Annotated in this window: 20 protein-coding genes; 19 read left to right on the top strand and 1 reads right to left on the bottom strand. The window is 43.1% G+C overall.

What is annotated here, in order from left to right; translation table 11 throughout:
• The first annotated feature begins 28 nt into the window (after window positions 1–28).
• The 9 genes from AC1DVB_RS01210 to AC1DVB_RS01170 all read left to right on the top strand — a co-directional run bounded on the left by AC1DVB_RS01210 (window position 29) and on the right by AC1DVB_RS01170 (window position 11,603).
• Window positions 29–1,219, top strand: coding sequence for an acetyl-CoA C-acetyltransferase (locus AC1DVB_RS01210; protein ID WP_057278197.1), 1,191 nt, complete (start codon window positions 29–31; stop codon window positions 1,217–1,219).
• A 33-nt stretch (window positions 1,220–1,252) separates the two neighbouring features.
• Entirely contained in the window at window positions 1,253–2,104 is an 852-nt protein-coding gene (locus AC1DVB_RS01205) for a 3-hydroxybutyryl-CoA dehydrogenase (RefSeq protein ID WP_048683542.1), read from the top strand.
• Between the two features lie 35 nt (window positions 2,105–2,139).
• The gene (locus AC1DVB_RS01200) at window positions 2,140–3,276 is read left to right on the top strand and encodes an acyl-CoA dehydrogenase (RefSeq protein ID WP_057278196.1); all 1,137 of its coding nucleotides are present in this window, start codon (window positions 2,140–2,142) and stop codon (window positions 3,274–3,276) included.
• Between the two features lie 26 nt (window positions 3,277–3,302).
• The gene (locus AC1DVB_RS01195; RefSeq protein ID WP_034315870.1) at window positions 3,303–4,442 is read left to right on the top strand and encodes an acyl-CoA dehydrogenase; all 1,140 of its coding nucleotides are present in this window, start codon (window positions 3,303–3,305) and stop codon (window positions 4,440–4,442) included.
• A gap of 108 nt (window positions 4,443–4,550) precedes the next feature.
• Window positions 4,551–5,183 carry a TetR/AcrR family transcriptional regulator gene (locus AC1DVB_RS01190; protein WP_034315867.1) on the top strand — a complete coding sequence of 211 codons (633 nt, stop codon included), beginning with the start codon at window positions 4,551–4,553 and terminating at the stop codon, window positions 5,181–5,183.
• Window positions 5,184–5,213: 30 nt separating this feature from the next.
• The gene (gene icmF, locus AC1DVB_RS01185) at window positions 5,214–8,480 is read left to right on the top strand and encodes a fused isobutyryl-CoA mutase/GTPase IcmF (protein WP_057278195.1); all 3,267 of its coding nucleotides are present in this window, start codon (window positions 5,214–5,216) and stop codon (window positions 8,478–8,480) included.
• 137 nt (window positions 8,481–8,617) lie between these two features.
• Entirely contained in the window at window positions 8,618–8,788 is a 171-nt protein-coding gene (locus tag AC1DVB_RS01180) for a hypothetical protein (protein WP_156319604.1), read from the top strand.
• A gap of 205 nt (window positions 8,789–8,993) precedes the next feature.
• Window positions 8,994–9,584 carry a DNA-directed RNA polymerase subunit delta gene (rpoE, locus tag AC1DVB_RS01175; protein ID WP_057278194.1) on the top strand — a complete coding sequence of 197 codons (591 nt, stop codon included), beginning with the start codon at window positions 8,994–8,996 and terminating at the stop codon, window positions 9,582–9,584.
• Window positions 9,585–9,995: 411 nt separating this feature from the next.
• A complete protein-coding gene (locus AC1DVB_RS01170; protein WP_048683527.1) occupies window positions 9,996–11,603 on the top strand; it encodes a CTP synthase in 1,608 nt (535 codons plus the stop codon).
• 262 nt (window positions 11,604–11,865) lie between these two features.
• Here the strand turns inward: AC1DVB_RS01170 and AC1DVB_RS01165 are convergent, their stop codons facing one another.
• A complete protein-coding gene (locus AC1DVB_RS01165; RefSeq protein ID WP_057278193.1) occupies window positions 11,866–12,396 on the bottom strand; it encodes a DUF2529 domain-containing protein in 531 nt (176 codons plus the stop codon).
• Between the two features lie 310 nt (window positions 12,397–12,706).
• On the opposite strand from AC1DVB_RS01165, the gene AC1DVB_RS01160 reads away from it, so the two are divergent.
• From AC1DVB_RS01160 to prfA, 10 genes are all read left to right on the top strand, one after another.
• Window positions 12,707–13,078, top strand: a complete 372-nt coding sequence (locus AC1DVB_RS01160; protein WP_034315860.1) for a response regulator — start codon at window positions 12,707–12,709, stop codon at window positions 13,076–13,078.
• Between the two features lie 248 nt (window positions 13,079–13,326).
• The gene (locus AC1DVB_RS01155; RefSeq protein WP_048683519.1) at window positions 13,327–14,184 is read left to right on the top strand and encodes a class II fructose-bisphosphate aldolase; all 858 of its coding nucleotides are present in this window, start codon (window positions 13,327–13,329) and stop codon (window positions 14,182–14,184) included.
• 162 nt (window positions 14,185–14,346) lie between these two features.
• Entirely contained in the window at window positions 14,347–14,997 is a 651-nt protein-coding gene (fsa, locus tag AC1DVB_RS01150) for a fructose-6-phosphate aldolase (protein ID WP_034315855.1), read from the top strand.
• Window positions 14,998–15,205: 208 nt separating this feature from the next.
• Window positions 15,206–16,489, top strand: coding sequence for a UDP-N-acetylglucosamine 1-carboxyvinyltransferase (locus AC1DVB_RS01145; RefSeq protein ID WP_034315853.1), 1,284 nt, complete (start codon window positions 15,206–15,208; stop codon window positions 16,487–16,489).
• Window positions 16,490–16,588: 99 nt separating this feature from the next.
• A complete protein-coding gene (gene glpX, locus AC1DVB_RS01140; protein WP_034315852.1) occupies window positions 16,589–17,551 on the top strand; it encodes a class II fructose-bisphosphatase in 963 nt (320 codons plus the stop codon).
• Between the two features lie 318 nt (window positions 17,552–17,869).
• On the top strand, window positions 17,870–19,159 hold the full coding sequence (gene rho / locus AC1DVB_RS01135; protein ID WP_034315849.1) for a transcription termination factor Rho: 1,290 nt from the start codon (window positions 17,870–17,872) through the stop codon (window positions 19,157–19,159).
• 149 nt (window positions 19,160–19,308) lie between these two features.
• Window positions 19,309–19,509, top strand: a complete 201-nt coding sequence (gene rpmE / locus AC1DVB_RS01130) for a 50S ribosomal protein L31 (RefSeq protein WP_034315847.1) — start codon at window positions 19,309–19,311, stop codon at window positions 19,507–19,509.
• A gap of 138 nt (window positions 19,510–19,647) precedes the next feature.
• Window positions 19,648–20,253 (top strand): thymidine kinase, encoded by a 606-nt coding sequence (locus AC1DVB_RS01125; RefSeq protein WP_034315845.1) that lies wholly within the window; start codon window positions 19,648–19,650, stop codon window positions 20,251–20,253.
• A 187-nt stretch (window positions 20,254–20,440) separates the two neighbouring features.
• The gene (locus AC1DVB_RS01120; RefSeq protein ID WP_057278192.1) at window positions 20,441–20,890 is read left to right on the top strand and encodes a hypothetical protein; all 450 of its coding nucleotides are present in this window, start codon (window positions 20,441–20,443) and stop codon (window positions 20,888–20,890) included.
• Between the two features lie 164 nt (window positions 20,891–21,054).
• Window positions 21,055–22,125: a peptide chain release factor 1 gene (prfA, locus tag AC1DVB_RS01115; protein ID WP_048683507.1), complete on the top strand. Its 1,071-nt coding sequence runs from the start codon at window positions 21,055–21,057 to the stop codon at window positions 22,123–22,125.
• Window positions 22,126–22,132 lie beyond the last annotated feature (7 nt).

Here is a 22,132-nt window from a genome sequence, read left to right as displayed (position 1 = left end):
TCAATGTTACTTATAGGGGGAAATAATGATGGCGAAAACAGTGATTATTAGCGGTGTGAGAACACCTTTTGGTAAATTCGGTGGTGGTCTTAGCAGTTTGACGGCATCACAGCTTGGTGGAATAGCAATCAAAGAGGCACTTGTTCGGGCAGGGATTGAAGGAAGCCAAGTGGACGAGGTCATCATGGGGAATGTGCTTCAAGCAGGCCAAGGCCAAATACCGTCCCGCCAGGCAGCCCGTCATGCTGGATTGCCTTGGGAAGTGAAAACGGAAACCATTAATAAAGTATGCGCATCAGGACTTCGCAGTGTCACATTGGCTGATCAGATCATTCGCTTAGGTGAAGAAGAAATCATTGTTGCCGGCGGAATGGAATCGATGAGCAATGCACCTTATATCCTTCCAAAAGCAAGGTGGGGCCTAAGGATGGGTGATGGGGAACTGAAGGATACGATGATATCGGATGGACTTAGCTGCAGTTTTACGGGCGTCCATATGGGGACTTACGGTAACAGTACAGCCGAGGATCTTGAAATCACCCGTGAGGAACAAGATAACTGGGCTTATGAGAGTCACCAAAAAGCGATAAAAGCAATCGATGGCGGAATTCTTGCAGAAGAAATCATTTCCGTACAAGTGCCGGTCCGAAAAGGCGAACCAATTACCATCGAACATGATGAAGCCCCAAGAAAAGATACATCTGCCGGAAAGTTGGCTAAACTAGGTCCAGCTTTCAATAATGAGGGGACCATTACGGCTGGTAATGCACCAGGTGTCAATGACGGGGCGGGTGCTCTCGTATTGATGAGTGAGGAACGTGCTGAAAAAGAAGGGAAAACGCCTTTTGCCTATATTTTAGCTCATGCAGAAGTGGCAGTGGAAGCAAAGGACTTCCCTAAAACGCCAGGTCTGGTCATAAATGACCTTCTGAAGAAGACAGGTAAATCGATAGAGGAAATTGATTTATTTGAAGTGAATGAAGCATTTGCTGCGGTTGCATTGGCCAGCGGGAAAATTGCCAACATCGAGCCAGGAAAAGTGAATGTAAACGGAGGGGCCGTAGCATTAGGTCACCCAATCGGGGCAAGTGGTGCCCGCATCATCATTACGCTGATGCATGAACTGAAACGCCGCGGAGGGGGATTGGGCATCGCAGCGATCTGTAGTGGCGGCGGTCAGGGAGATGCCATTTTAATAGAAGTGCCTAAGCAAGGATAATAGTTTCATAGATAAATGAGGAGGGATATTCCCATGGGCATTCAAAAAGTGATGGTCATTGGTGCGGGACAGATGGGATCTGGCATTGCCCAGGTCTGTGCAATGAGCGGTTATGAAGTTCTTTTACACGATTTAAAAGATGAGTATGTAGAAAAGGGTTTAGGGACTATTGCCAAAAACCTATCGCGGCAGGTTGAAAAAGGGAAAATGGAATCCGAGGAGAAGGATGCAATCCTTTCCCGGCTTACTTCCTCAACGAATTTGAAAAATGCAGCTGCAGTAGATTTGGTGATTGAAGCGGCAGTGGAAAACATGGAAATAAAAACAAGAATATTCGCCGAGTTGGATGAAATCACGCCCCGGCACGTCATTCTTGCATCCAATACTTCTTCGCTACCGATTACCGAGATAGCCGCTGCCACGAAAAGGCCGGAAAAGGTAATTGGCATGCACTTTATGAACCCGGTTCCAGTCATGAAGCTGGTTGAGGTCATCCGCGGCCTTGCTACAGCGGATGAAGTTTATCAAGAGGTTGAAAAGATGGCTGAATCCTTGAATAAGGTACCGGTGGAAGTCAATGATTTTCCAGGTTTTGTAGCGAATCGGATTTTGATGCCGATGATCAATGAGGCCATCTATACACTTTATGAGGGCGTCGCTACTAAAGAAGCGATCGATGACGTAATGAAACTGGGCATGAACCATCCGATGGGCCCGCTTACGCTAGCTGACTTCATCGGCCTGGATACATGCTTGTATATAATGGAAACCCTTCACCAAGGACTGGGAGACGATAAATACCGACCGTGTCCGCTGTTAAGGAAATATGTAAAGGCAGGGTGGTTAGGCAAGAAATCAGGACGGGGCTTTTATGAATATAACTAATCATGGAAAGATGTGCAGCCAGGGAGGGATGTAGGATGAATTTCAAGTTTACCGAAGAACATGAAATGATGCGGAAAATGGTAAGCTCTTTTGCGGAGAATGAGATCACTCCTCATATCGAGGCAATGGAAACAGGCGTGTTTCCAAAAACGATTCTGCAAAAAATGGGTGAGCTTGGTTTGATGGGAATTCCGATTTCAGAAGAATACGGTGGCGCGGGTATGGACTTCATGTCTTATATCATTGCCATCAATGAGATTTCCAAAGTAAGTCCCACTCTCGGTGTCATACTGTCCGTTCATACATCTGTTGGCACAAATCCAATCGTTTATTTTGGAACGGAAGAGCAGAAGCGAAAGTATGTGCCTAAGTTAGCCGCTGGTAAAAATTTAGGGGCCTTTTGTTTGACTGAGCAAAGCTCAGGTTCCGATGCTGCGAGTTTGAAATCGAAGGCAGTGGCAGTAAAGGAAGGCGGACAATATCGAATAAATGGGTCCAAGGTTTTTATCACCAATGGCGGGGAAGCGGATGTGTTCATTGTTTTTGCCTCGACCGACCCACAGAAGGGAAGCAAGGGAATCTCTGCTTTTATTGTAGAAAAAGGGACGCCGGGCTTAATCATCGGTAAAGATGAACGTAAAATGGGCCTTCATGGTTCGAGCACCGTGCAGGTGACGTTCGAGGATATGAAAGTCCCTGCAGCCAATCTCCTAGGTAAGGAAGGGGAAGGTTTTAAGATCGCCATGGCCAACTTGGATGCTGGAAGGATCGGGATTGCCGCTCAAGCGCTAGGAATTGCTGAGGGTGCCATGGAACATGCTGTCCGATATGCAAAAAGCAGGGAGCAATTCGGAAAACCCATTGCAGAACAGCAAGGGATTGGTTTCAAACTGGCCGAAATGGCAACGAGCATAGAAGCTTCAAGGTTACTCGTCTATCGCGCGGCGTTTTTACGCTCACAGGGATTAAAGTCCGGTAAAGAGGCGGCAATGGCTAAGCTATTCGCTTCGAGGACGGCCGTTGAGGTGGCGATAGAAGCAGTCCAAGTGTTCGGGGGCTATGGATATACAACGGATTATCCGGTCGAACGATATTTCAGGGATGCAAAGGTAACTGAAATTTATGAGGGTACAAGCGAAATACAGAGGATGGTCATCAGTAAAAGTCTGTAATTACGAGAAATTTAGGAGGCATTGCCATGCAATTTAAACTAACGGAAGAACATGAAATGATCAGGAAAATGGTGCGCGACTTTGCCCAGAATGAAGTGGCTCCGACTGCTGCCGAGAGGGATGAAGAAGAACGATTCGACCGTGAAATCTTCGATAAAATGGCTGAACTTGGATTGACCGGGATTCCGTGGCCTGAGGAATACGGCGGAATTGGAAGTGATTACTTAGCGTATTGCATAGCGGTTGAGGAACTTTCCCGCGTTTGCGCTTCTACTGGGGTGACTTTATCAGCCCATACTTCGCTCGCAGGATGGCCAATATATAAGTTTGGCACTGAAGAACAAAAACAAAAATACCTTCGCCCGATGGCACAAGGTGAAAAAATCGGTGCATATGGCCTTACTGAGCCCAGCTCAGGCTCAGACGCCGGAGGGATGAGAACGACTGCAAAGCTTGTGGGTGATGAATATGTTATCAGCGGTTCCAAAATCTTCATTACGAACGGCGGGATTGCGGATACATATGTCGTCTTTGCATTGACGGATCCTGAATCGAAGCAAAAAGGAACGAGTGCTTTTATCATTGAAAAGGACTTCCCGGGCTTCAGTGTTGGTAAAAAAGAGAAGAAGCTTGGAATCCGTTCATCACCGACTACGGAAATCATCTTTGATGAGTGCCGTGTTCCTAAAGAAAATCTCCTTGGAAAAGAAGGGGAAGGCTTTAAAATCGCGATGATGACGCTTGATGGCGGCCGTAATGGAATTGCAGCCCAGGCTGTAGGGATAGCCCAAGGTGCATTGGATGCTGCGGTTGATTATGCAAAAGAGCGCGTCCAATTCGGCAAGCCAATTTCTGCACAGCAGGGAATCGGTTTTAAATTGGCGGATATGGCAACGGGTGTTGAGGCTTCAAGGCTATTAACCTATCAGGCAGCCTGGTTGGAATCAGTGGGCCTTCCTTATGGGAAAGAGTCGGCCATGTCCAAACTTTTTGCCGGAGATACAGCAATGAAAGTGACGACGGAGGCCGTACAGGTTTTCGGGGGCTATGGATATACAAAAGATTATCCAGTGGAGCGGTATATGCGTGATGCGAAAATAACCCAGATTTACGAAGGTACACAGGAAATTCAAAAGCTGGTCATCTCACGGATGGTTACTAAATAGGGTTGAAACTGTGGTTTTCCGATGAGGCTCTGCCTTTACCGGAATTCCCTTTTCAATTTCTTCAGAATATCAATGGTTGAATAATGGGCTTTCAAAAGGAGTTTGGAAATGGAAAAAAGAGAGGTTCTTGCATCTGTAAAGGATGAGCGGCTGGTTGAAAAAAGGCGTACTCAAATGATTAAAGGAGCGGTGACCCTTTTTAAAGAAAAGGGATTTCATCGTACGACTACCAGGGAAATTGCCAAAGCGGCAGGCTTTAGCATTGGCACATTATACGAGTATATCCGGACCAAGGAAGATATATTATATCTCGTTTGTGACTTTATTTATGATGAAGTCCAGGAAAAGCTTCAGAAGGAAATAGAACAGAGTGATGGGACACTTGAAAGCTTGAAGTTGACGATCGCCTATTTTTATAAAGTGATGGATGATATGCAGGACGAAGTGCTTGTCATGTATCAGGAAGTGAAGGCACTGACGAAAGATGCTTTACCATATGTTCTGAATAAAGAACTTCGGATGGTGGGCATGTTCGAAAAAGTGATAACGAAATGTGTTGAGAATGGGGAGCTATCATTAACGGAAAAACAAATAAGCCTTGTTTCACATAACATTTTCGTACAGGGACAGATGTGGAGTTTTAGAAGATGGGCTTTGCATAAACAGTACACGCTTCAAGAGTATGTTGAACTGCAGACGCAATTATTGATTCAAAATGTATCGGGTTCCAAAGTGCACTGATATAAATAAGTTTCAATAAGGGGGAGCTAAATGAGTACAGTTGAGGTGTATAAACCGAAGAACCATATTAGATTCGTTACAGCTTCGAGTTTATTTGATGGACATGATGCATCCATCAATATAATGAGGAGAATCCTTCAGTCCAGCGGGGCGGAAGTAATTCACCTAGGTCATAATCGTTCGGTGGAAGAAATCGTGAATGCGGCCATCCAGGAAGATGTCCAAGGCATAGCCATGTCATCTTACCAAGGAGGACATGTGGAATATTTTAAATATATGTATGACCTGCTGATGGAAAAGGGAGCCGGGCACATTCGGATTTTTGCCGGCGGTGGCGGGGTCATCATCCCTAGGGAAATTAAAGAACTCCATGATTATGGGATTGCCCGTATCTTTTCACCTGATGAAGGGAGGGAATATGGTCTTCAAGGAATGATAAACGTTTTGATGGAGGAGTGTGATTTCTCGACAGTCAAACCATCTTTACAGGAACGTTTTGATGAATTGATTGCCGGGGGAACGAATGCCATTGCCCAATTCATTACCTTTGCCGAAAATAGACTCGATGTTTCACAGGAATCAGCGGCAGCGGTGGAGAGTCTTTTTGAGCAGATCAAGACTTCCGAAAAGAAGGTTCCTGTTCTGGGAATCACGGGGACTGGCGGAGCTGGAAAAAGTTCATTGACTGATGAATTGATACGAAGGTTCATTAACGAAATTCCGGACGAGAGAGTCGCCATTCTATCTGTAGACCCGACCAAACAGAAAACGGGCGGTGCCCTTCTTGGTGACAGGATCAGAATGAATTCGATCTTTTCAGAGCGTGTTTATATGCGGAGCCTAGCCACGCGCCATTCAAAAAGTGAGCTGTCTTTGGCGATAAAGGATGCCATTTCCGTCGTGAAGGCAGCAGGCTTCGATTTAATCATCGTTGAAACGAGCGGGATCGGTCAGGGTGATGCAGAAATTGCCGAAATATGCGATGTATCCATGTATGTAATGACGAGTGAATTCGGTGCTCCTTCGCAACTTGAAAAAATCGATATGATTGATTATGCAGACTTGATAGTCATTAACAAATACGAGCGCAAAGGTTCCGAAGATGCAAAAAACCAAGTTCAAAAGCAATACCAAAGAAGCCGTACGCTTTTTGATCAAGATCCATCTGAAATGCCAGTATACGGTACAATCGCTTCCCAATTCAATGACCCAGGCACCAATGCATTATTCGCTGCACTGATTGAAAAGCTTAATGAAAAATCAGGAACGGCTTGGAGTACGGCCTTTTCGAAAGAAGCGGATGTTTACAAGCAAAATGTCATCATTCCAACTGACCGTCGGTATTATTTACGTGAAATCAGTGATACGGTCAGATCGTATCATAAGCGTGCCGCTGAACAAGTGCGTATTGCCCGGAGGCTTTTCCAGCTTGAAGGAGCCATTGATGCAGTTAAGGAAAATGATAACAACGGCGATATGGTGGCTTCTTTAGAAAAACTGAAAAAGGAAACCGCCTCGAATTTATCACCTGAATCTAAAAAAATCCTTTCTGGATGGATCGATTTAAAAGAAAAGTATGCAGGAGAGCAGTTTGTAACGAAAGTAAGGGATAAAGAAATCGTGACAAAGCTGAAAACGAAAAGTTTATCAGGTTTAATGATCCCGAGAGTATCACTGCCGAAATATGTGGATTATGGAGAGATTTTGGGATGGGTATTCCGTGAGAACGTTCCGGGCTTCTTTCCTTACACAGCGGGAGTCTTTCCATTCAAGCGTGAAGGGGAAGACCCTAAGCGGCAATTTGCCGGTGAAGGATCGCCCGACCGTACCAACAGGCGTTTTCATTATTTATCAAAGGATGATACGGCTAAACGGCTAAGCACGGCTTTCGATTCTGTAACTTTATATGGCGAGGACCCTGATCACCGACCTGATATCTATGGAAAGGTAGGAGAAAGCGGAGTCAGCATCTGCACGTTGGATGACATGAAAAAGCTGTATGCAGGTTTTGATCTTTGCCACCCCTCAACCTCTGTATCCATGACCATCAATGGACCGGCACCAATCATTTTGGCCATGTACATGAATACGGCAGTCGATCAGCAGATTCAACGGAAAGAAGAAGAGCTAGGCCGTCCCCTTACAGACGCCGAAGCTGAAGAAGTGCAGGCTTATACGCTTCAGACGGTACGCGGAACTGTTCAGGCGGATATTCTGAAAGAGGACCAAGGCCAGAATACATGCATCTTCTCTACGGAATTTGCTCTAAGGCTAATGGGCGACATTCAAGCATATTTCATCGATCGGAAAGTCAGGAACTATTACTCTGTATCCATTTCTGGATATCACATTGCAGAAGCGGGTGCCAACCCAATTTCACAGCTGGCTTTTACATTAGCGAATGGCTTTACTTACATCGAATATTATTTAAGCCGCGGAATGAATATTGATGACTTTGCCCCGAATTTGTCGTTCTTCTTCTCAAATGGGCTCGACCCGGAATATACGGTGATCGGGAGGGTGGCAAGAAGGATCTGGGCGACAGTCATGCGGGATAAATATGGTGCGAACGACCGCAGCCAGAAGCTCAAATATCATATACAGACTTCCGGGCGCTCGCTTCATGCCCAAGAAATTGATTTTAATGATATCAGAACGACACTTCAAGCTTTAATGGCACTGCAGGACAACTGTAATTCCCTGCATACTAATGCGTACGATGAAGCCATCACGACGCCTACAGAAGAATCCGTGCGCCGGGCAATGGCCATCCAAATGATCATTACGAAGGAGCATGGTCTCTCAAAAAATGAAAACCCGATGCAAGGTGCCTTCATCGTGGAGGAATTGACGGATCTGGTCGAAGAGGCCGTCCTGCAAGAGTTCGATCGCATCAATGATCGTGGCGGTGTGCTGGGTGCAATGGAGACGCAATATCAGCGCGGGAAAATCCAGGATGAATCGATGCATTACGAAATGAAAAAGCATACGGGAGAATTGCCGATCATCGGTGTAAATACGTATTTGAATCCAAATCCTCCTTCCGAAGAAGCGGTGAACAGCATGGAAATTGCCCGTGCAACCAAGGAAGAAAAGGAAGGGCAAATCATAAATCTCCGGGCATTCCAGGAAAGAAATAAGGAGTTCACGGATGAAGCGTTAACTAAACTGAAATTGGCAGCCATGAATGGGGAAAATATCTTTGCTGAGCTCATGAACTGCGTGAGGGTGGCCAGTCTGGGTCAGATAACGAGGGCGTTATATGATGTAGGCGGTCAATATCGAAGAAATATGTAAACTTAGAAGGGGGCTCCGAACGTTTAGGGGCCCTTTTTTTAATAATTCCCGTCTTTTTTAACAAAATGAAGATTTTACCTTATAATTATTCGGAAAAGGGGCAAAAATGAAGAATCAGCCCTATTGGAGTTGAGAAAATGAACCTGAAGATGATTGGGTTGATCATAGGTTACATTCTTGCCATCATTTTTTTATTTGAGCTGTATGAGCATCAATTGGGAGCCATTTCTTTTTTTATCCTGACTGTTGTCTTTTTTACGGCAGCCTATCGTCAGAAATCGAAAAAGAAAAAAAGGAATGATCTTTAGCTTTTGGTTTCCTGTGAATGATAGACAATAAGGTAAATCTGTGAAAGTATCATATAGAACTAGCATAAACCCATTTAGATTGTTTATAATGGAGTATATGTCTAGCAGGAATTGTCGTTATTTTATCGAACTACTGTTTTAGATTATTTTTTTATGTGAAAAAACACGGAATTCAGTGTTTGAATAGAGAAGGGAAGTGCGGAATTTGAGTTTAAAACAATACTCAAAAGAGCAATTATTGGAAATGTCCTTAATAGAGATGGCATATGATTTGTTAGTTGAAAGAAATGAACCGATTCCATTTAAAGACTTAATTAGTGAATTAGCTTCGCTGCACCATTTATCCAAAGCGGAAGTGGAAAAGAAAATTGCCCAATTCTATACGGATTTAAATGTGGATGGCCGTTTCACTTCACTTGGAGACAACCGCTGGGGATTGAAAACATGGTACCCGGTTGACCAAATCGAGGAAGAAGTCGTACATGTTGTAAAACCTAAAAAGAAAAAGAAAGCCAAAAAGGCTGCTGTCGTCATCGATGATTTCGATGAACTTGAAGACGAAGACCTTGACTTTGAAGAGGATATCGATGATCTGGACGAGGATGAAGATGACGACGATGATGATATTCTAGGTTCTCCAGTCATCGACGAAGTGCTTTTGGATGATGACGTGGATGATGACGACGACCTGGAAGAAGAAATAATCGAAGATGATGCATTTGTCCTGGAAGATGATGAGGACGAAGATGAAGACGAAGATGACTTGGATGACTTGAATGAAGAGGATGAGAAATAAATAATCGCCCTTGACTTTTTAAGGCGAAATTTGTAGAATCATTTTTGGGCTCCTTAAAAAAGGACACAATGATTAAATTATATCGCTCCCTTACTTTTTTGTAAGCGGAGCGTTTTTGTTTTTAATGATGGAATGAATAAATGACATCATTTTTTTATTTTTAAAAATGATTTCTCGTAGAATTGTAAAAACTATAGAGAACATATTTATGTTAACTGTCATTTAAGGAAATTTATTCTTGTTCATGTATCCTGCATGACTCTCACTAAAGACCTTTAAGTGATTAATGGTTTGTACTGGTTACGGTTTTTAGCTTTTAACCGCTCATGTGGCGGAAGATTTGATTCAGATTCCGATCTAATGATGTGAAGAACTGAATTGGAAGAAAACATTCTATTAGGAGGATATAAGATGACAAAATATATTTTTGTGACAGGTGGAGTAGTTTCTTCCTTGGGAAAAGGGATTACGGCCGCTTCTTTAGGAAGATTATTAAAAAATAGGGGATTGAATGTTACGATCCAGAAGTTTGACCCTTATATCAACTTGGATCCTGGTACGATGAGTCCATATCAACATGGTGAAGTGTTTGTAACGGATGATGGTGCTGAAACGGATTTGGATTTGGGGCACTATGAGCGTTTCATCGATATCAACCTTGGTAAACACAGCAATGTGACTACAGGCAGAATTTATTCAACCGTCCTGAGAAAAGAACGCCGTGGCGATTATCTAGGTGGAACGGTTCAAGTCATTCCCCATATCACGAATGAAATTAAAGAACGGGTTTTCCGTTCAGGCAATGAAACGAATGCCGACATAGTCATCACTGAAATTGGCGGTACTGTAGGGGATATCGAGTCTCTTCCATTCCTTGAAGCGATTCGCCAAATCAAGAGTGATATCGGCATCAATAATGTTATGTATATCCACTGTACACTGGTTCCCTACATCAAAGCTGCAGGTGAAATGAAAACAAAACCGACACAGCATAGTGTAAAAGAATTACGCAGCCTTGGCATTCAGCCAAATATCATCGTTGCACGTACAGAAAGCCCGATTTCACAAGATATGAAGGATAAAATCGCTTTATTCTGCGATATCGATAAAAATTCTGTTATCGAATGTCTTGATGCGGATACACTTTACTCCATCCCTCTAGCGCTTCAAGCCCAAAATATGGATCAAATCGTTTGTGATCACTTGCAATTGGACTGTGGCGAAGCGGATATGGAAGATTGGAAGGAACTAGTCAAAAAGGTTACTTCTTTATCAAAGAAAACGAAAATCGCCTTAGTCGGAAAATATGTTGAATTGCAAGATGCTTATCTTTCTGTAGTGGAAGCACTTAAGCATGCTGGTTACGCATTTGATGCAGATGTTGAAATCGACTGGGTGAATTCCGAAGATGTAACTAAAGAAAATGTTGCAGAACTTCTTCAAGATGCAGATGGAATCCTTGTACCTGGAGGTTTTGGAGATCGTGGAATCGAAGGGAAAATTGCAGCGACTGAATTTGCCCGCACGACAAAAAAACCATTCTTCGGAATTTGCTTAGGCATGCAGTTAGCGTCCATTGAGTATGCACGCAACGTCTTGGGATTGCCAGAAGCACATTCAGCTGAAATTAAGGAGGATACTCCTGATCCAATCATCGATCTTCTTCCTGAGCAGAAGGATGTAGAAGATTTGGGCGGAACACTTCGTCTTGGTCTGTATCCATGTAAGCTTATCGAAGGTACTAAAGCATACGAAGCTTATAATGACGAGGTTGTTTATGAACGTCACCGTCACCGTTATGAATTCAATAACCACTACCGTCAAGCTATGGAAGAGGCAGGATTCGTGTTCTCCGGTACAAGTCCAGATGGCCGTCTAGTCGAAATCATTGAACTGAAAGATCATCCTTGGTTTGTGGCTTCCCAATTCCATCCGGAATTCACGTCACGTCCTAACCGTCCACAGCCGCTATTCCGCGACTTTGTCGGTATGTCATTAAAGAACGGCGAAAATCGTTAATAAACAAAAAAAACAGCCCCTGTGGCTGTTTCAGACTGTAGGCAAACTTGAAGAAAATCGAGTTTGCCTACAGTTTTTTTTATGGTTTGTACTTTGGGAGGTTGATGGCCACTCCAAGCACCGCTTAGACGTGCTTTCCCGCATGAGTCCCGCGCACCACCGCTCCAATCAAATTTGTTTTAACATTTAGAGGGTGGTCAGTGGGTTCGGGAACATCATTTGATGAAAGATATATTTTTCCGAACCTTTTTAGATGAATTCATCATTCTTCATCTTCATATTCTTTTATGATTTCTTCAAGAGTGAATTTAATTCCATGATAAGCGAAAAGAGCGGTAAGGAGGGTAGGGTACCCATATCGATTTCCGGTTTCATCGGGAATCAATCCCCGTTGGATGCGTAAATCAATATGTACGTCAGCCAACTCCAAAAGAGAATCTTCTTCGGAAGGGACGGATGTAGAAACCGCAACAAATGGGATATCTTTTTCCTTGAGTTGTTTTGCCAGCATCAATGCTTCTGAATCTTCCGAATGGCGGCTGAAGATAAGAAATCGATCTTCCTTGGAAATTGTTTCACCTAAATCATAGCTTTTTGCCTTAGGAAAGGGTTCCTCCCCATGCAATGCCTCGGCAGTGACGCCCTGCATTTCACCAAAACCGTGAATGAACACAGAACCGTCCCCAACCACAGCCTGAGCCAGCAGGCGTCCGGCATCCTCCATTTCAAAGGCTTCATTTTCAATCATTTTTTTAAATAAACCGCTTATCTGTGTCGAGAAAATTTTTAACATGATCAGGGACTCCTTTAAAAAATAATATACTTATTATAAAGGACTTTCCTTTGCATTGACAGGTTTCAGGGTTTTTGGTCCAAAGGGCAGAATTAACTAAATCGGTCGAAAAAACAAAAAAATTAAAATTCCTTTTAGCCATACAGCAGGAATTTTGTTACAATTATCGAATATGAACATAGATGTCATGAATGAATAAATGCGTTGCTCTAGTAATTTGACGCAATCTATGTAACTACCCTTTTTCGGGTAATAGGCCGAATAGGCTAATATATTTAATGGATGAATCGGAAAGGGGAGAGGTGATAAAATGCCAGGGAAAATATTGATTGTTGATGATCAATTCGGGATTCGTATTTTATTGAACGAGGTGTTACATAAAGAAGGGTATGAAACATTTCAAGCAGCTAATGGCATTCAAGCCTTGGAAGTGCTAAATAACCATTCACCCGATCTTGTATTGCTGGATATGAAGATTCCGGGAATGGATGGCATTGAGATCTTGAAAAGGATGAAAGTCGTCGATCCGGACATCCGGGTCATAATCATGACGGCATATGGTGAACTTGATATGATTCAAGAAGCAAAGGATTTAGGTGCAATGACACACTTTGCAAAGCCGTTTGATATTGATGATATTAGAAAAGCCGTTCGTGAATACTTACCGATTCAATCGAGTTAACGGTCTTGAAAGTTTAATATTATTGACGGGGAAATTACCGCGGCTATCTTTTTTTTAGATGGGCCGTGTTTTTTTGGAATAAAATTTGAGACATGGTACAGTTGTAATTGTTGCTGTTTTTTTGATGTATTGATATGCTAAAAGAGGAGAGATATTCTGATTTATAAAGCGTATGCTACTTTGGTTTTAGGGAATATCTAGAAAGAATTAACTTTAAAAATAAACATCCACTAGTAGGAGGAAATCAAATGCCTTTAGTTTCTATGAAAGATATGCTGAATAAAGCCCTTGATGAAAAATATGCAGTAGGTCAATTCAATATCAATAACCTTGAATGGACTCAAGCTATCCTAGCTGCTGCTGAACAAGAAAAATCTCCAGTTATCCTTGGTGTTTCCGAAGGCGCTGCCCGTCATATGGGTGGTTTTAAAACGACTGTCATGATGGTTCAAGGTTTGTTGGAAGACATGAAAATCACTGTTCCTGTGGCCATTCACCTTGACCATGGTTCAAGTTATGATAAATGTAAGGAAGCCATCGAAGCGGGATTCACTTCAGTAATGATCGATGCTTCACATCATCCAATTGAAGAAAATATCGAAACAACCAAGAAGGTTGTCGAATTCGCTCACGCACGGAATGTTTCGGTTGAAGCGGAAGTGGGCACGGTTGGCGGACAAGAAGATGATATAATCGCTGATGGAGTCGTATATGCAGACCCTCAAGAATGTGAACAGTTGGTTAAAGAAACGAATGTCGACTGTTTTGCTCCAGCTTTGGGATCCGTTCACGGACCATACAAAGGTGAACCTAACCTAGGCTATAAAGAAATGGAAGAAGTACGGGATTTAACGAACAAACCTCTTGTTCTTCATGGCGGTACAGGCATCCCTACGAAAGATATCCAAAAAGCGATTTCTCTTGGAACATCAAAAATCAATGTGAATACGGAAAATCAAATTGTGTTCACTAAAGCGGTTCGTGAAATCCTGAATAACGATTCTGAAGTGTACGATCCTCGTAAATACATGGTTCCTGGCCGTGAAGCTATTAAAGAAACGGTCATCGGCAAAATTCGTGAATTCGGTTCAAACGGCAAAGCATAATTTCAAAAGGGTTCCATCCCTTTAAATGTAAGGCAATATTCCCATTGGGGGGGCTCCCCCCTAATGGTTTCTTTTAGATTTGGGCTTAATCCGATCTCTATTTTTCGAACAATTAGAATTCAATAGAGAAATAAAAAATCGATTACATACGGAGGATATTTTATGAAATTCTTTATAGATACAGCAAATATGGAAGAAATCAAACAAGCACACGAACTTGGCGTTCTAGCAGGTGTTACGACTAACCCATCTCTTGTTGCCAGGGAAAAGGGAGTTTCTTTCCATGACCGGCTAAAAGAAATCACAAGCCTTGTTAAGGAATCCGTTTCTGCTGAAGTCATTGCGCTTGATTTTGAAGGAATGATGGCAGAAGCCAAGGAGCTTGTTGCGATTGCACCTAATATCACGATCAAAGTGCCAATGACTCCAGACGGCTTGAAGGCTGTTTCAGCACTTACAAAACAAGGTGTCAAAACAAATGTCACGCTTATTTTCAGTGCCAACCAAGCATTATTGGCAGCTAGGGCGGGAGCAACTTATGTATCGCCATTTTTAGGACGCTTGGACGATATCGGCCAAAATGGTTTGGATTTAATTTCGGATATTGCTGACATATTTGCAATTCATGATATCAATGCTGAGATCATTGCAGCTTCCATCCGCCATCCGATGCATATTACAGAAGCGGCTCTTAAAGGAGCACATATTGCAACGATTCCTTATAAAGTTTTAATGCAATTATTCCACCACCCATTAACGGATAAAGGGATTGAAGCTTTCTTGAATGATTGGAATTCACGTACAGAAGCATAATGCCTTGCCGCTAAGTCGCTATAGATTGCACTGTTTTAATAAAATTAATATAAATTAGAAATTTTTATCTTTTTTTACATGAATTTTCTACTTTTGTGTAAACTAAAGAACTAGATAGTAAATGTTGTCGGATTATGCAAATTTCTCGTGGTAAAATATTACTTTTTGGAAGTAGCTTCTAAGTGCTTAGCGTGGAAGGGAGTATATTATGGAAAAACTTAAAATTGCCGGTGGCTATCCCCTAAAGGGAAGCATTCGTGTCAGCGGAGCAAAAAATAGTGCGGTTGCCCTTATTCCGGCAACAATTTTAGCGGACTCTCCCGTAACGATTGAAGGCCTGCCTGATATCTCGGATGTACAGATGCTGAAAGAGTTAATGGAGGAAATTGGCGGTGAGGTGTCCTTTGACGAAGGACAGATGACAGTCAACCCCAGCAGGATGATTTCAATGCCTCTTCCGAATGGCAGGGTCAAGAAGTTACGTGCTTCGTATTATTTAATGGGGGCAATGCTTGGTAAATTCAAAAAGGCAGTGATCGGCTTGCCAGGAGGCTGCCATTTAGGACCCCGTCCGATAGATCAGCATATTAAGGGGTTCGAAGCACTTGGCGCACAAGTGACGAATGAACAAGGAGCCATTTACCTTAGGGCGGACGAGCTCCGGGGAGCACGCATATATTTGGATGTCGTTAGTGTAGGGGCAACGATCAACATCATGCTTGCCGCCGTTTTGGCCAAAGGCCGCACTGTGATTGAAAATGCTGCGAAAGAACCGGAAATCATCGATGTCGCCACATTGTTGACCAATATGGGAGCGAAAATTAAGGGTGCTGGAACGGATATCATTCGTATTGATGGTGTGGAAAGTTTGCATGGTTGCAAGCATACGATCATACCGGATCGGATTGAAGCCGGTACTTTCATGATTTTAGCCGCTGCTGTCGGTGAAGGGATTCTGATCGATAATGTCATTCCCCAGCATTTGGAGTCATTGACTGCCAAATTGAGGGAAATGGGGATCAATATTGAAGCGGGTGATGACCAGATATTTGTCTCACCGGGAGAAAATTATAAATCCGTTGATATCAAGACGTTGGTTTACCCTGGATTCCCAACAGATCTTCAGCAACCTTTCACTTCCCTTTTAACAAAAGCAAGCGGTTCTAGCATGGTGACCGATACGATATACGGGGCACGATTTAAGCATATTGATGAACTGCGACGCATGAATGCGAAGATCAAAGTCGAGGGCAGAGCGGGCATCGTCGATGGTCCTGTCCAACTTCATGGGGCAAAAGTGAAGGCAAGCGATTTACGTGCCGGAGCAGCTCTGGTAATTGCCGGTTTAATGGCAGAAGGGATTACAGAAGTGACAGGGCTTGAACATATAGATCGCGGATATAGCCATCTTGTTGAAAAACTTTCAGGTTTGGGAGCGACGATTTGGCGTGAAGAAATGACGCAAGAAGAAGTGGAGCAGCTTAAAAGCTGATCCCTTTTCTTGTTACCTCATTGTGTTACTATATATGATATAATGTGTTATACTAATATATAAATAAATCATGCTAGTGTACATGAGGGGGAACCGGAAATGGAAAGAAGTTTATCGATGGAGCTAGTCCGCGTAACAGAGGCGGCGGCACTAAATTCAGCTCGTTGGATGGGAAGAGGAAAGAAAGACGAAGCGGATGATGCAGCAACAACTGCGATGCGGGATGTTTTCAATACCATTCCCATGCAAGGAACGGTTGTAATCGGTGAAGGGGAAATGGATGAGGCGCCAATGCTTTATATTGGCGAAAAACTTGGAACTGGTCTTGGGCCACTAGTGGATGTTGCGGTTGATCCATTAGAAGGAACGAACATCGTTGCATCTGGCGGCTGGAATGCATTGGCTGTATTGGCGATAGCCGATAAGGGGAACTTGCTTCATGCCCCAGATATGTATATGGATAAAATAGCAGTCGGACCCGAGGCAGTTGGTCAGATTGATATCAATGCTTCCGTGTTGGACAACCTGAAAGCGGTAGCCAAGGCAAAAAATAAAGATATCCAAGACGTGGTTGCAACAGTATTGAACCGCGATCGTCATTCGAAGATCATTCATGAACTTCGTGAGGCAGGGGCACGTATCAAGCTGATCAATGATGGAGATGTCGCAGGAGCGATAAATACGGCCTTCGATCTTACCGGTGTTGACATCTTATTCGGATCTGGCGGAGCTCCAGAGGGAGTCATTGCAGCCGTTGCCTTGAAATGCCTTGGAGGGGAAATTCAAGGTAAGCTCGTTCCACATACTGATGAAGAAGTGGAACGCTGTGGGAAAATGGGTCTTGAATTAGGAAAAGTCCTCAGAATGGAAGATCTTGTTCGCGGAGATGACGCAATTTTTGCTGCAACAGGTGTGACTGACGGAGAACTTTTACGCGGTGTACAATTTAAAGGGCATTACGGCGAAACGCAATCCGTAGTCATGCGTGCTAAATCTGGTACCGTTCGATTCATTGATGGGCGTCACAGTCTTAAGATTAAACCGAATGGTTTGATTGACTGATAGCGTTTTTTAGAAAAATCACTTTTAAAAAGCGAGCGGTTTCATCGCTCGCTTTCTCTTTAAAAAAATTTAAGTTGAATAATTAAAATAAAAAAAGTAAAATAAAGCTTGGTCTACTATTAATAATTTAAAATCTGCCCTTTCACTCCAAACTTCAAGAAGCCTTCAAATAATTTTCTTCTTTACATGTAAAAATGTATCATCCTTTCTAAGAAAACTCTGGTCGGGTACATGGATTGCGGTTTTTCTTCCATCTAACAAACCAATTCTTTTTCAGTATGGGTGAAAACGTTTAATTAATAAAAGTGTGGTGTCATAATGAATTTAACTATTTCTAATTTAGAAAACATGAAACTTAAGGATCTCTATGAGCACGCTCGTGAATATAAAGTTTCCTATTACAGCAAACTTTCCAAAAAGGAACTTATTTTCGCTATCCTGAAAGCGCAAGCTGAGCAGGACGGTCTCCTATTCATGGAGGGCGTTTTAGAGATCATCCCTTCAGAGGGCTTCGGTTTCCTGCGTCCAATTAATTATTCTCCAAGCTCGGAGGATATTTATATTTCGGCTTCACAGATCCGCAGATTCGATTTGCGAAATGGAGATAAAGTGTCCGGTAAGGTAAGGCCTCCAAAAGAAAACGAGCGCTATTATGGATTGCTGCATGTTGAAGCGGTCAATGGCGATAATCCGGAATCAGCTAAAGAGCGTGTCCACTTTCCAGGTTTAACACCGCTGTATCCTAACAGGCAAATTAAACTGGAAACGACACCGAAGAACTTATCGACCAGGATTATGGATGTCCTGGCACCGGTCGGTTTTGGACAGCGTGGTCTGATTGTTGCACCGCCAAAAGCCGGTAAAACGATGCTCATCAAGGAAATTGCCAATGCGATAACCACAAACCATCCCGAATCGGAATTGATTGTGCTGTTGATCGATGAACGCCCGGAAGAAGTGACAGACATTGAACGTTCCGTCGCAGGAGACGTGGTAAGTTCAACTTTCGATGAAGTGCCGGAAAACCATATCAAGGTGGCTGAGCTGGTGTTGGAACGAGCCATGCGCCTTGTGGAGCATAAACGGGATGTCATCATTTTAATGGACAGCATCACTCGCCTAGCCCGTGCTTACAACCTTGTCATTCCGCCGAGCGGACGTACACTGTCAGGGGGTATTGACCCTGCTGCATTCCATCGTCCGAAACGCTTTTTCGGTGCGGCGAGGAATATCGAGGAAGGCGGCAGCCTGACAATCCTTGCTACAGCATTGGTAGATACGGGTTCAAGAATGGATGATGTCATTTATGAAGAATTTAAAGGTACGGGTAATATGGAGCTGCATCTAGATCGTGCCCTTGCAGAAAGGCGGATCTTCCCGGCAATCGATATTCGTCGCTCAGGCACGCGTAAAGAAGAATTGCTAATTCCGAAAGATCGCCTGGATAAACTATGGGCCATTAGGAAAACGATGTCAGATTCGCCTGATTTCTCGGAGAAATTCCTTCGCCGTCTAAAACAGACAAAAGGCAATGAAGAATTTTTCAGTAAGCTGGATGAAGAGATGTCAGAAATGAAAAAGGGTCCAGCGAGCGTAAAACGTTCTTAAACCCTGTAAGAAACAAACAGTTGCACAACTAGTCTTAAGTTGTTATAATGAGTTCATGTGTTTTTACAATAAATGTGAGGGTGCTTTTCCCTCAACTTGAAGTATATAACTCTGTTTCGAATGATTCAGGGCATAAGGAGATGAAAAGAATGAAAACTGGAATTCATCCAAATTATAAGCTTTCAAAAGTAATTTGCTCTTGCGGAAACACTTTTGAAACTGGTTCAGTTAAAGAAGAGATCAAAGTTGAGACTTGTTCAGAGTGCCATCCATTCTATACTGGTCGTCAAAAATTCGCTGAAGCTGGCGGACGTGTTGATCGTTTCAACAAAAAATACGGTATTAAATAAGCCGGACTTTTTAAAAAACAGGCAAGTATTTTTCTTGCCTGTTTTTTCTTTTCCATAAACAAGTAAGAATTTATACAAAGCCAGGTCGACTTCAATTATGGCCAATGGATCGACAGGTGGAAGGGAGTAGCTGTTTCCATGTATGTAATGAAACAAACAGGCTGGATCGAGCTTATTTGCGGAAGCATGTTTTCAGGTAAATCTGAAGAATTGATTAAACGAGTCAGCCGTGCTCAATTTGCTAAAGAGCAGATAGCTGTATTTAAACCAGCTATTGATAATCGCTATGCGGAAGAGGCTGTCGTATCACACAATGGCTCTTCTGTGATGGCAAAACCGATTGCCCATTCAACGGATATATTTAAGTATTTGGACAAGCCCTTGGATATCATTGCAATAGATGAAGTGCAATTTTTTGATCATGAAATTATCGGGGTTGCCCAGCATCTTGCGGACAGCGGTTATCGAGTGATTATGGCTGGACTCGATCAAGATTTCAGAGGTGAACCATTCGGCCCTATGCCTGTTCTATTATCGCTTGCAGAATCGGTGACTAAGCTGCAGGCAGTGTGTGAAGTATGCGGATCACCTGCGAGCAGGACACAGCGCCTGATAGATGGGGAGCCGGCCTCCTATGATGAGCCGATCATCCTTGTGGGTGCATCGGAATCGTACGAGCCCCGCTGCCGCCATCATCACGAAGTTCCGGGTAAGCAGGCTGTTGGGATTAAAGAACATATTTGAATGATGGTGCCCTATGATCCAATGAGATCACAGGGTGCTTTTTTATGCGGAAAAATGGAAAAACTGTCTAGTTATTCAGGTGGCCTGACCAATACATGGAAGGGAAATAAAAGATAAATATTGCCCCATTTTGGGTAGGCTAACGAGGAAATGTTCTTCTTAACCAGTCAAAATGGAGGGAAAAAATATGAAATCAAAACTGCTTATCATGACGGCCTTTCTGCTTGCTGCACTAACGGCATGCGGTCAAAATGACAATGCAATAAATAATGATTCGGAATATGGAGATCAATCCCGGGATGGCAGGGTTGGCAATGGTTTAAATCAAGTATCCAATAAAGATTGGGATAATGAAGCGGAACGACCATCAGATCAGGTCCTCAACACACCGCATCATACATCCAATAATTCTCCATCCATGGGTCAGCAAATTGATGAAATCCGCGGGGTGATCGAATCGGAAACTAATTATGAGGCCGGTTCCGTTTGGTTTAATGGAAATACCATACACGTTACGGTCCATGATAAAGGCAAAATCAAGACCGAAAAAGAAAGAAAAAAGGAAATGCAGCGAATACAAGGCATGATAAACAGGGTTGTGCCTCAATATAATGTAGATGTCAAATTAAATAAGTAACGGCACGACATTTTTGAATCTCTTTGACGTTGATTATTCACCTATACTATAATTAACCTAGAAGTGAACTGAGCTGGGGCACTGAGCTACTTATTTATAGTAATAAGAGATGGATTACTTCCAAATCGTTTAAGATGTTTTGGAAAATTTATGAGGTGAATAATTTGTTTGATCGTTTGCAAGCAGTAGAAGATAGATATGAAAGATTGAATGAACTATTAAGTGACCCGGAGATCATTAATGACTCCAAGAAGCTAAGGGAATATTCCAAGGAGCAATCCAGCATTCAAGAGACCGCGTCGACTTATAAAGAATATAAAGCGGTTCGTGAGCAACTTCAGGAAGCGAAGGCAATGCTGGAGGAGAAACTTGATGCGGAAATGCGTGAAATGGTAAAAGAAGAGATCAATGAACTTGATGAGACCATACAAGGCCTTGAGGATAAGCTGAAAATATTGCTTATTCCGAAAGACCCCAACGATGATAAAAACGTAATCATGGAGATCCGCGGTGCGGCTGGCGGAGATGAGGCGGCCTTATTTGCAGGCAGTCTATACCGGATGTATAGCCGTTTTGCCGAGGTGCAGGGCTGGCGGACTGAAGTCATTGAAGCAAATCCTACTGGGCTTGGCGGCTACAAGGAAATCATATTCATGATTAATGGCAATGGCGCTTATTCAAAGTTGAAATTCGAAAATGGAGCCCATCGCGTTCAGCGAGTACCTGAAACGGAATCAGGCGGTCGGATTCATACATCTACAGCCACGGTTGCCGTTTTACCTGAAGCTGAGGAAGTGGAAGTTGAAATCCATGATAAGGATATTCGTGTCGATACCTTTGCATCAAGCGGTCCTGGAGGGCAAAGTGTCAATACGACAATGTCAGCGGTGCGCTTGACTCATATTCCGACTAATACGGTTGTATCCTGTCAAGATGAAAAATCACAAATCAAGAACAAAGAAAAGGCAATGAAGGTTTTGCGTGCCAGGGTGTTCGATAAAATCAATCGCGAAATACAGGCGGAATATGATCAAAACAGGAAGCTGGCCGTTGGAACGGGCGATCGATCTGAAAGGATTCGGACTTATAACTTCCCGCAAAACCGCGTTACCGACCACCGCATTGGTTTAACGATTCAAAAACTGGATCAAATCATGGAAGGTAAACTGGATGAAGTCGTTGATGCATTAATCATGGAAGACCAATCTTCAAGGCTGGAAAATGCAGATGAGTAATTCTGCC

It is taken from the genome of Peribacillus sp. P4_D6, from assembly GCF_056401795.1.
Note: the sequence above shows the minus strand (reverse complement) of the source record. Positions and strands in the feature narration are given on the sequence as shown.

Excerpts from the sequence above, each read along its gene's own strand:
- AC1DVB_RS01210 (WP_057278197.1), top strand. The coding sequence starts at position 29 with ATGGCGAAAACAGTGATTATTAGCGGTGTGAGAACACCTTTTGGTAAA.
- AC1DVB_RS01205 (WP_048683542.1), top strand. The coding sequence starts at position 1,253 with ATGGGCATTCAAAAAGTGATGGTCATTGGTGCGGGACAGATGGGATCT.
- AC1DVB_RS01200 (WP_057278196.1), top strand. The coding sequence starts at position 2,140 with ATGAATTTCAAGTTTACCGAAGAACATGAAATGATGCGGAAAATGGTA.
- AC1DVB_RS01195 (WP_034315870.1), top strand. The coding sequence starts at position 3,303 with ATGCAATTTAAACTAACGGAAGAACATGAAATGATCAGGAAAATGGTG.
- AC1DVB_RS01190 (WP_034315867.1), top strand. The coding sequence starts at position 4,551 with ATGGAAAAAAGAGAGGTTCTTGCATCTGTAAAGGATGAGCGGCTGGTT.
- icmF (WP_057278195.1), top strand. The coding sequence starts at position 5,214 with ATGAGTACAGTTGAGGTGTATAAACCGAAGAACCATATTAGATTCGTT.
- AC1DVB_RS01180 (WP_156319604.1), top strand. The coding sequence starts at position 8,618 with ATGAACCTGAAGATGATTGGGTTGATCATAGGTTACATTCTTGCCATC.
- AC1DVB_RS01170 (WP_048683527.1), top strand. The coding sequence starts at position 9,996 with ATGACAAAATATATTTTTGTGACAGGTGGAGTAGTTTCTTCCTTGGGA.
- AC1DVB_RS01165 (WP_057278193.1), bottom strand. The coding sequence starts at position 12,396 with ATGTTAAAAATTTTCTCGACACAGATAAGCGGTTTATTTAAAAAAATG.
- AC1DVB_RS01160 (WP_034315860.1), top strand. The coding sequence starts at position 12,707 with ATGCCAGGGAAAATATTGATTGTTGATGATCAATTCGGGATTCGTATT.
- AC1DVB_RS01155 (WP_048683519.1), top strand. The coding sequence starts at position 13,327 with ATGCCTTTAGTTTCTATGAAAGATATGCTGAATAAAGCCCTTGATGAA.
- fsa (WP_034315855.1), top strand. The coding sequence starts at position 14,347 with ATGAAATTCTTTATAGATACAGCAAATATGGAAGAAATCAAACAAGCA.
- AC1DVB_RS01145 (WP_034315853.1), top strand. The coding sequence starts at position 15,206 with ATGGAAAAACTTAAAATTGCCGGTGGCTATCCCCTAAAGGGAAGCATT.
- glpX (WP_034315852.1), top strand. The coding sequence starts at position 16,589 with ATGGAAAGAAGTTTATCGATGGAGCTAGTCCGCGTAACAGAGGCGGCG.
- rho (WP_034315849.1), top strand. The coding sequence starts at position 17,870 with ATGAATTTAACTATTTCTAATTTAGAAAACATGAAACTTAAGGATCTC.
- rpmE (WP_034315847.1), top strand. The coding sequence starts at position 19,309 with ATGAAAACTGGAATTCATCCAAATTATAAGCTTTCAAAAGTAATTTGC.
- AC1DVB_RS01125 (WP_034315845.1), top strand. The coding sequence starts at position 19,648 with ATGTATGTAATGAAACAAACAGGCTGGATCGAGCTTATTTGCGGAAGC.
- AC1DVB_RS01120 (WP_057278192.1), top strand. The coding sequence starts at position 20,441 with ATGAAATCAAAACTGCTTATCATGACGGCCTTTCTGCTTGCTGCACTA.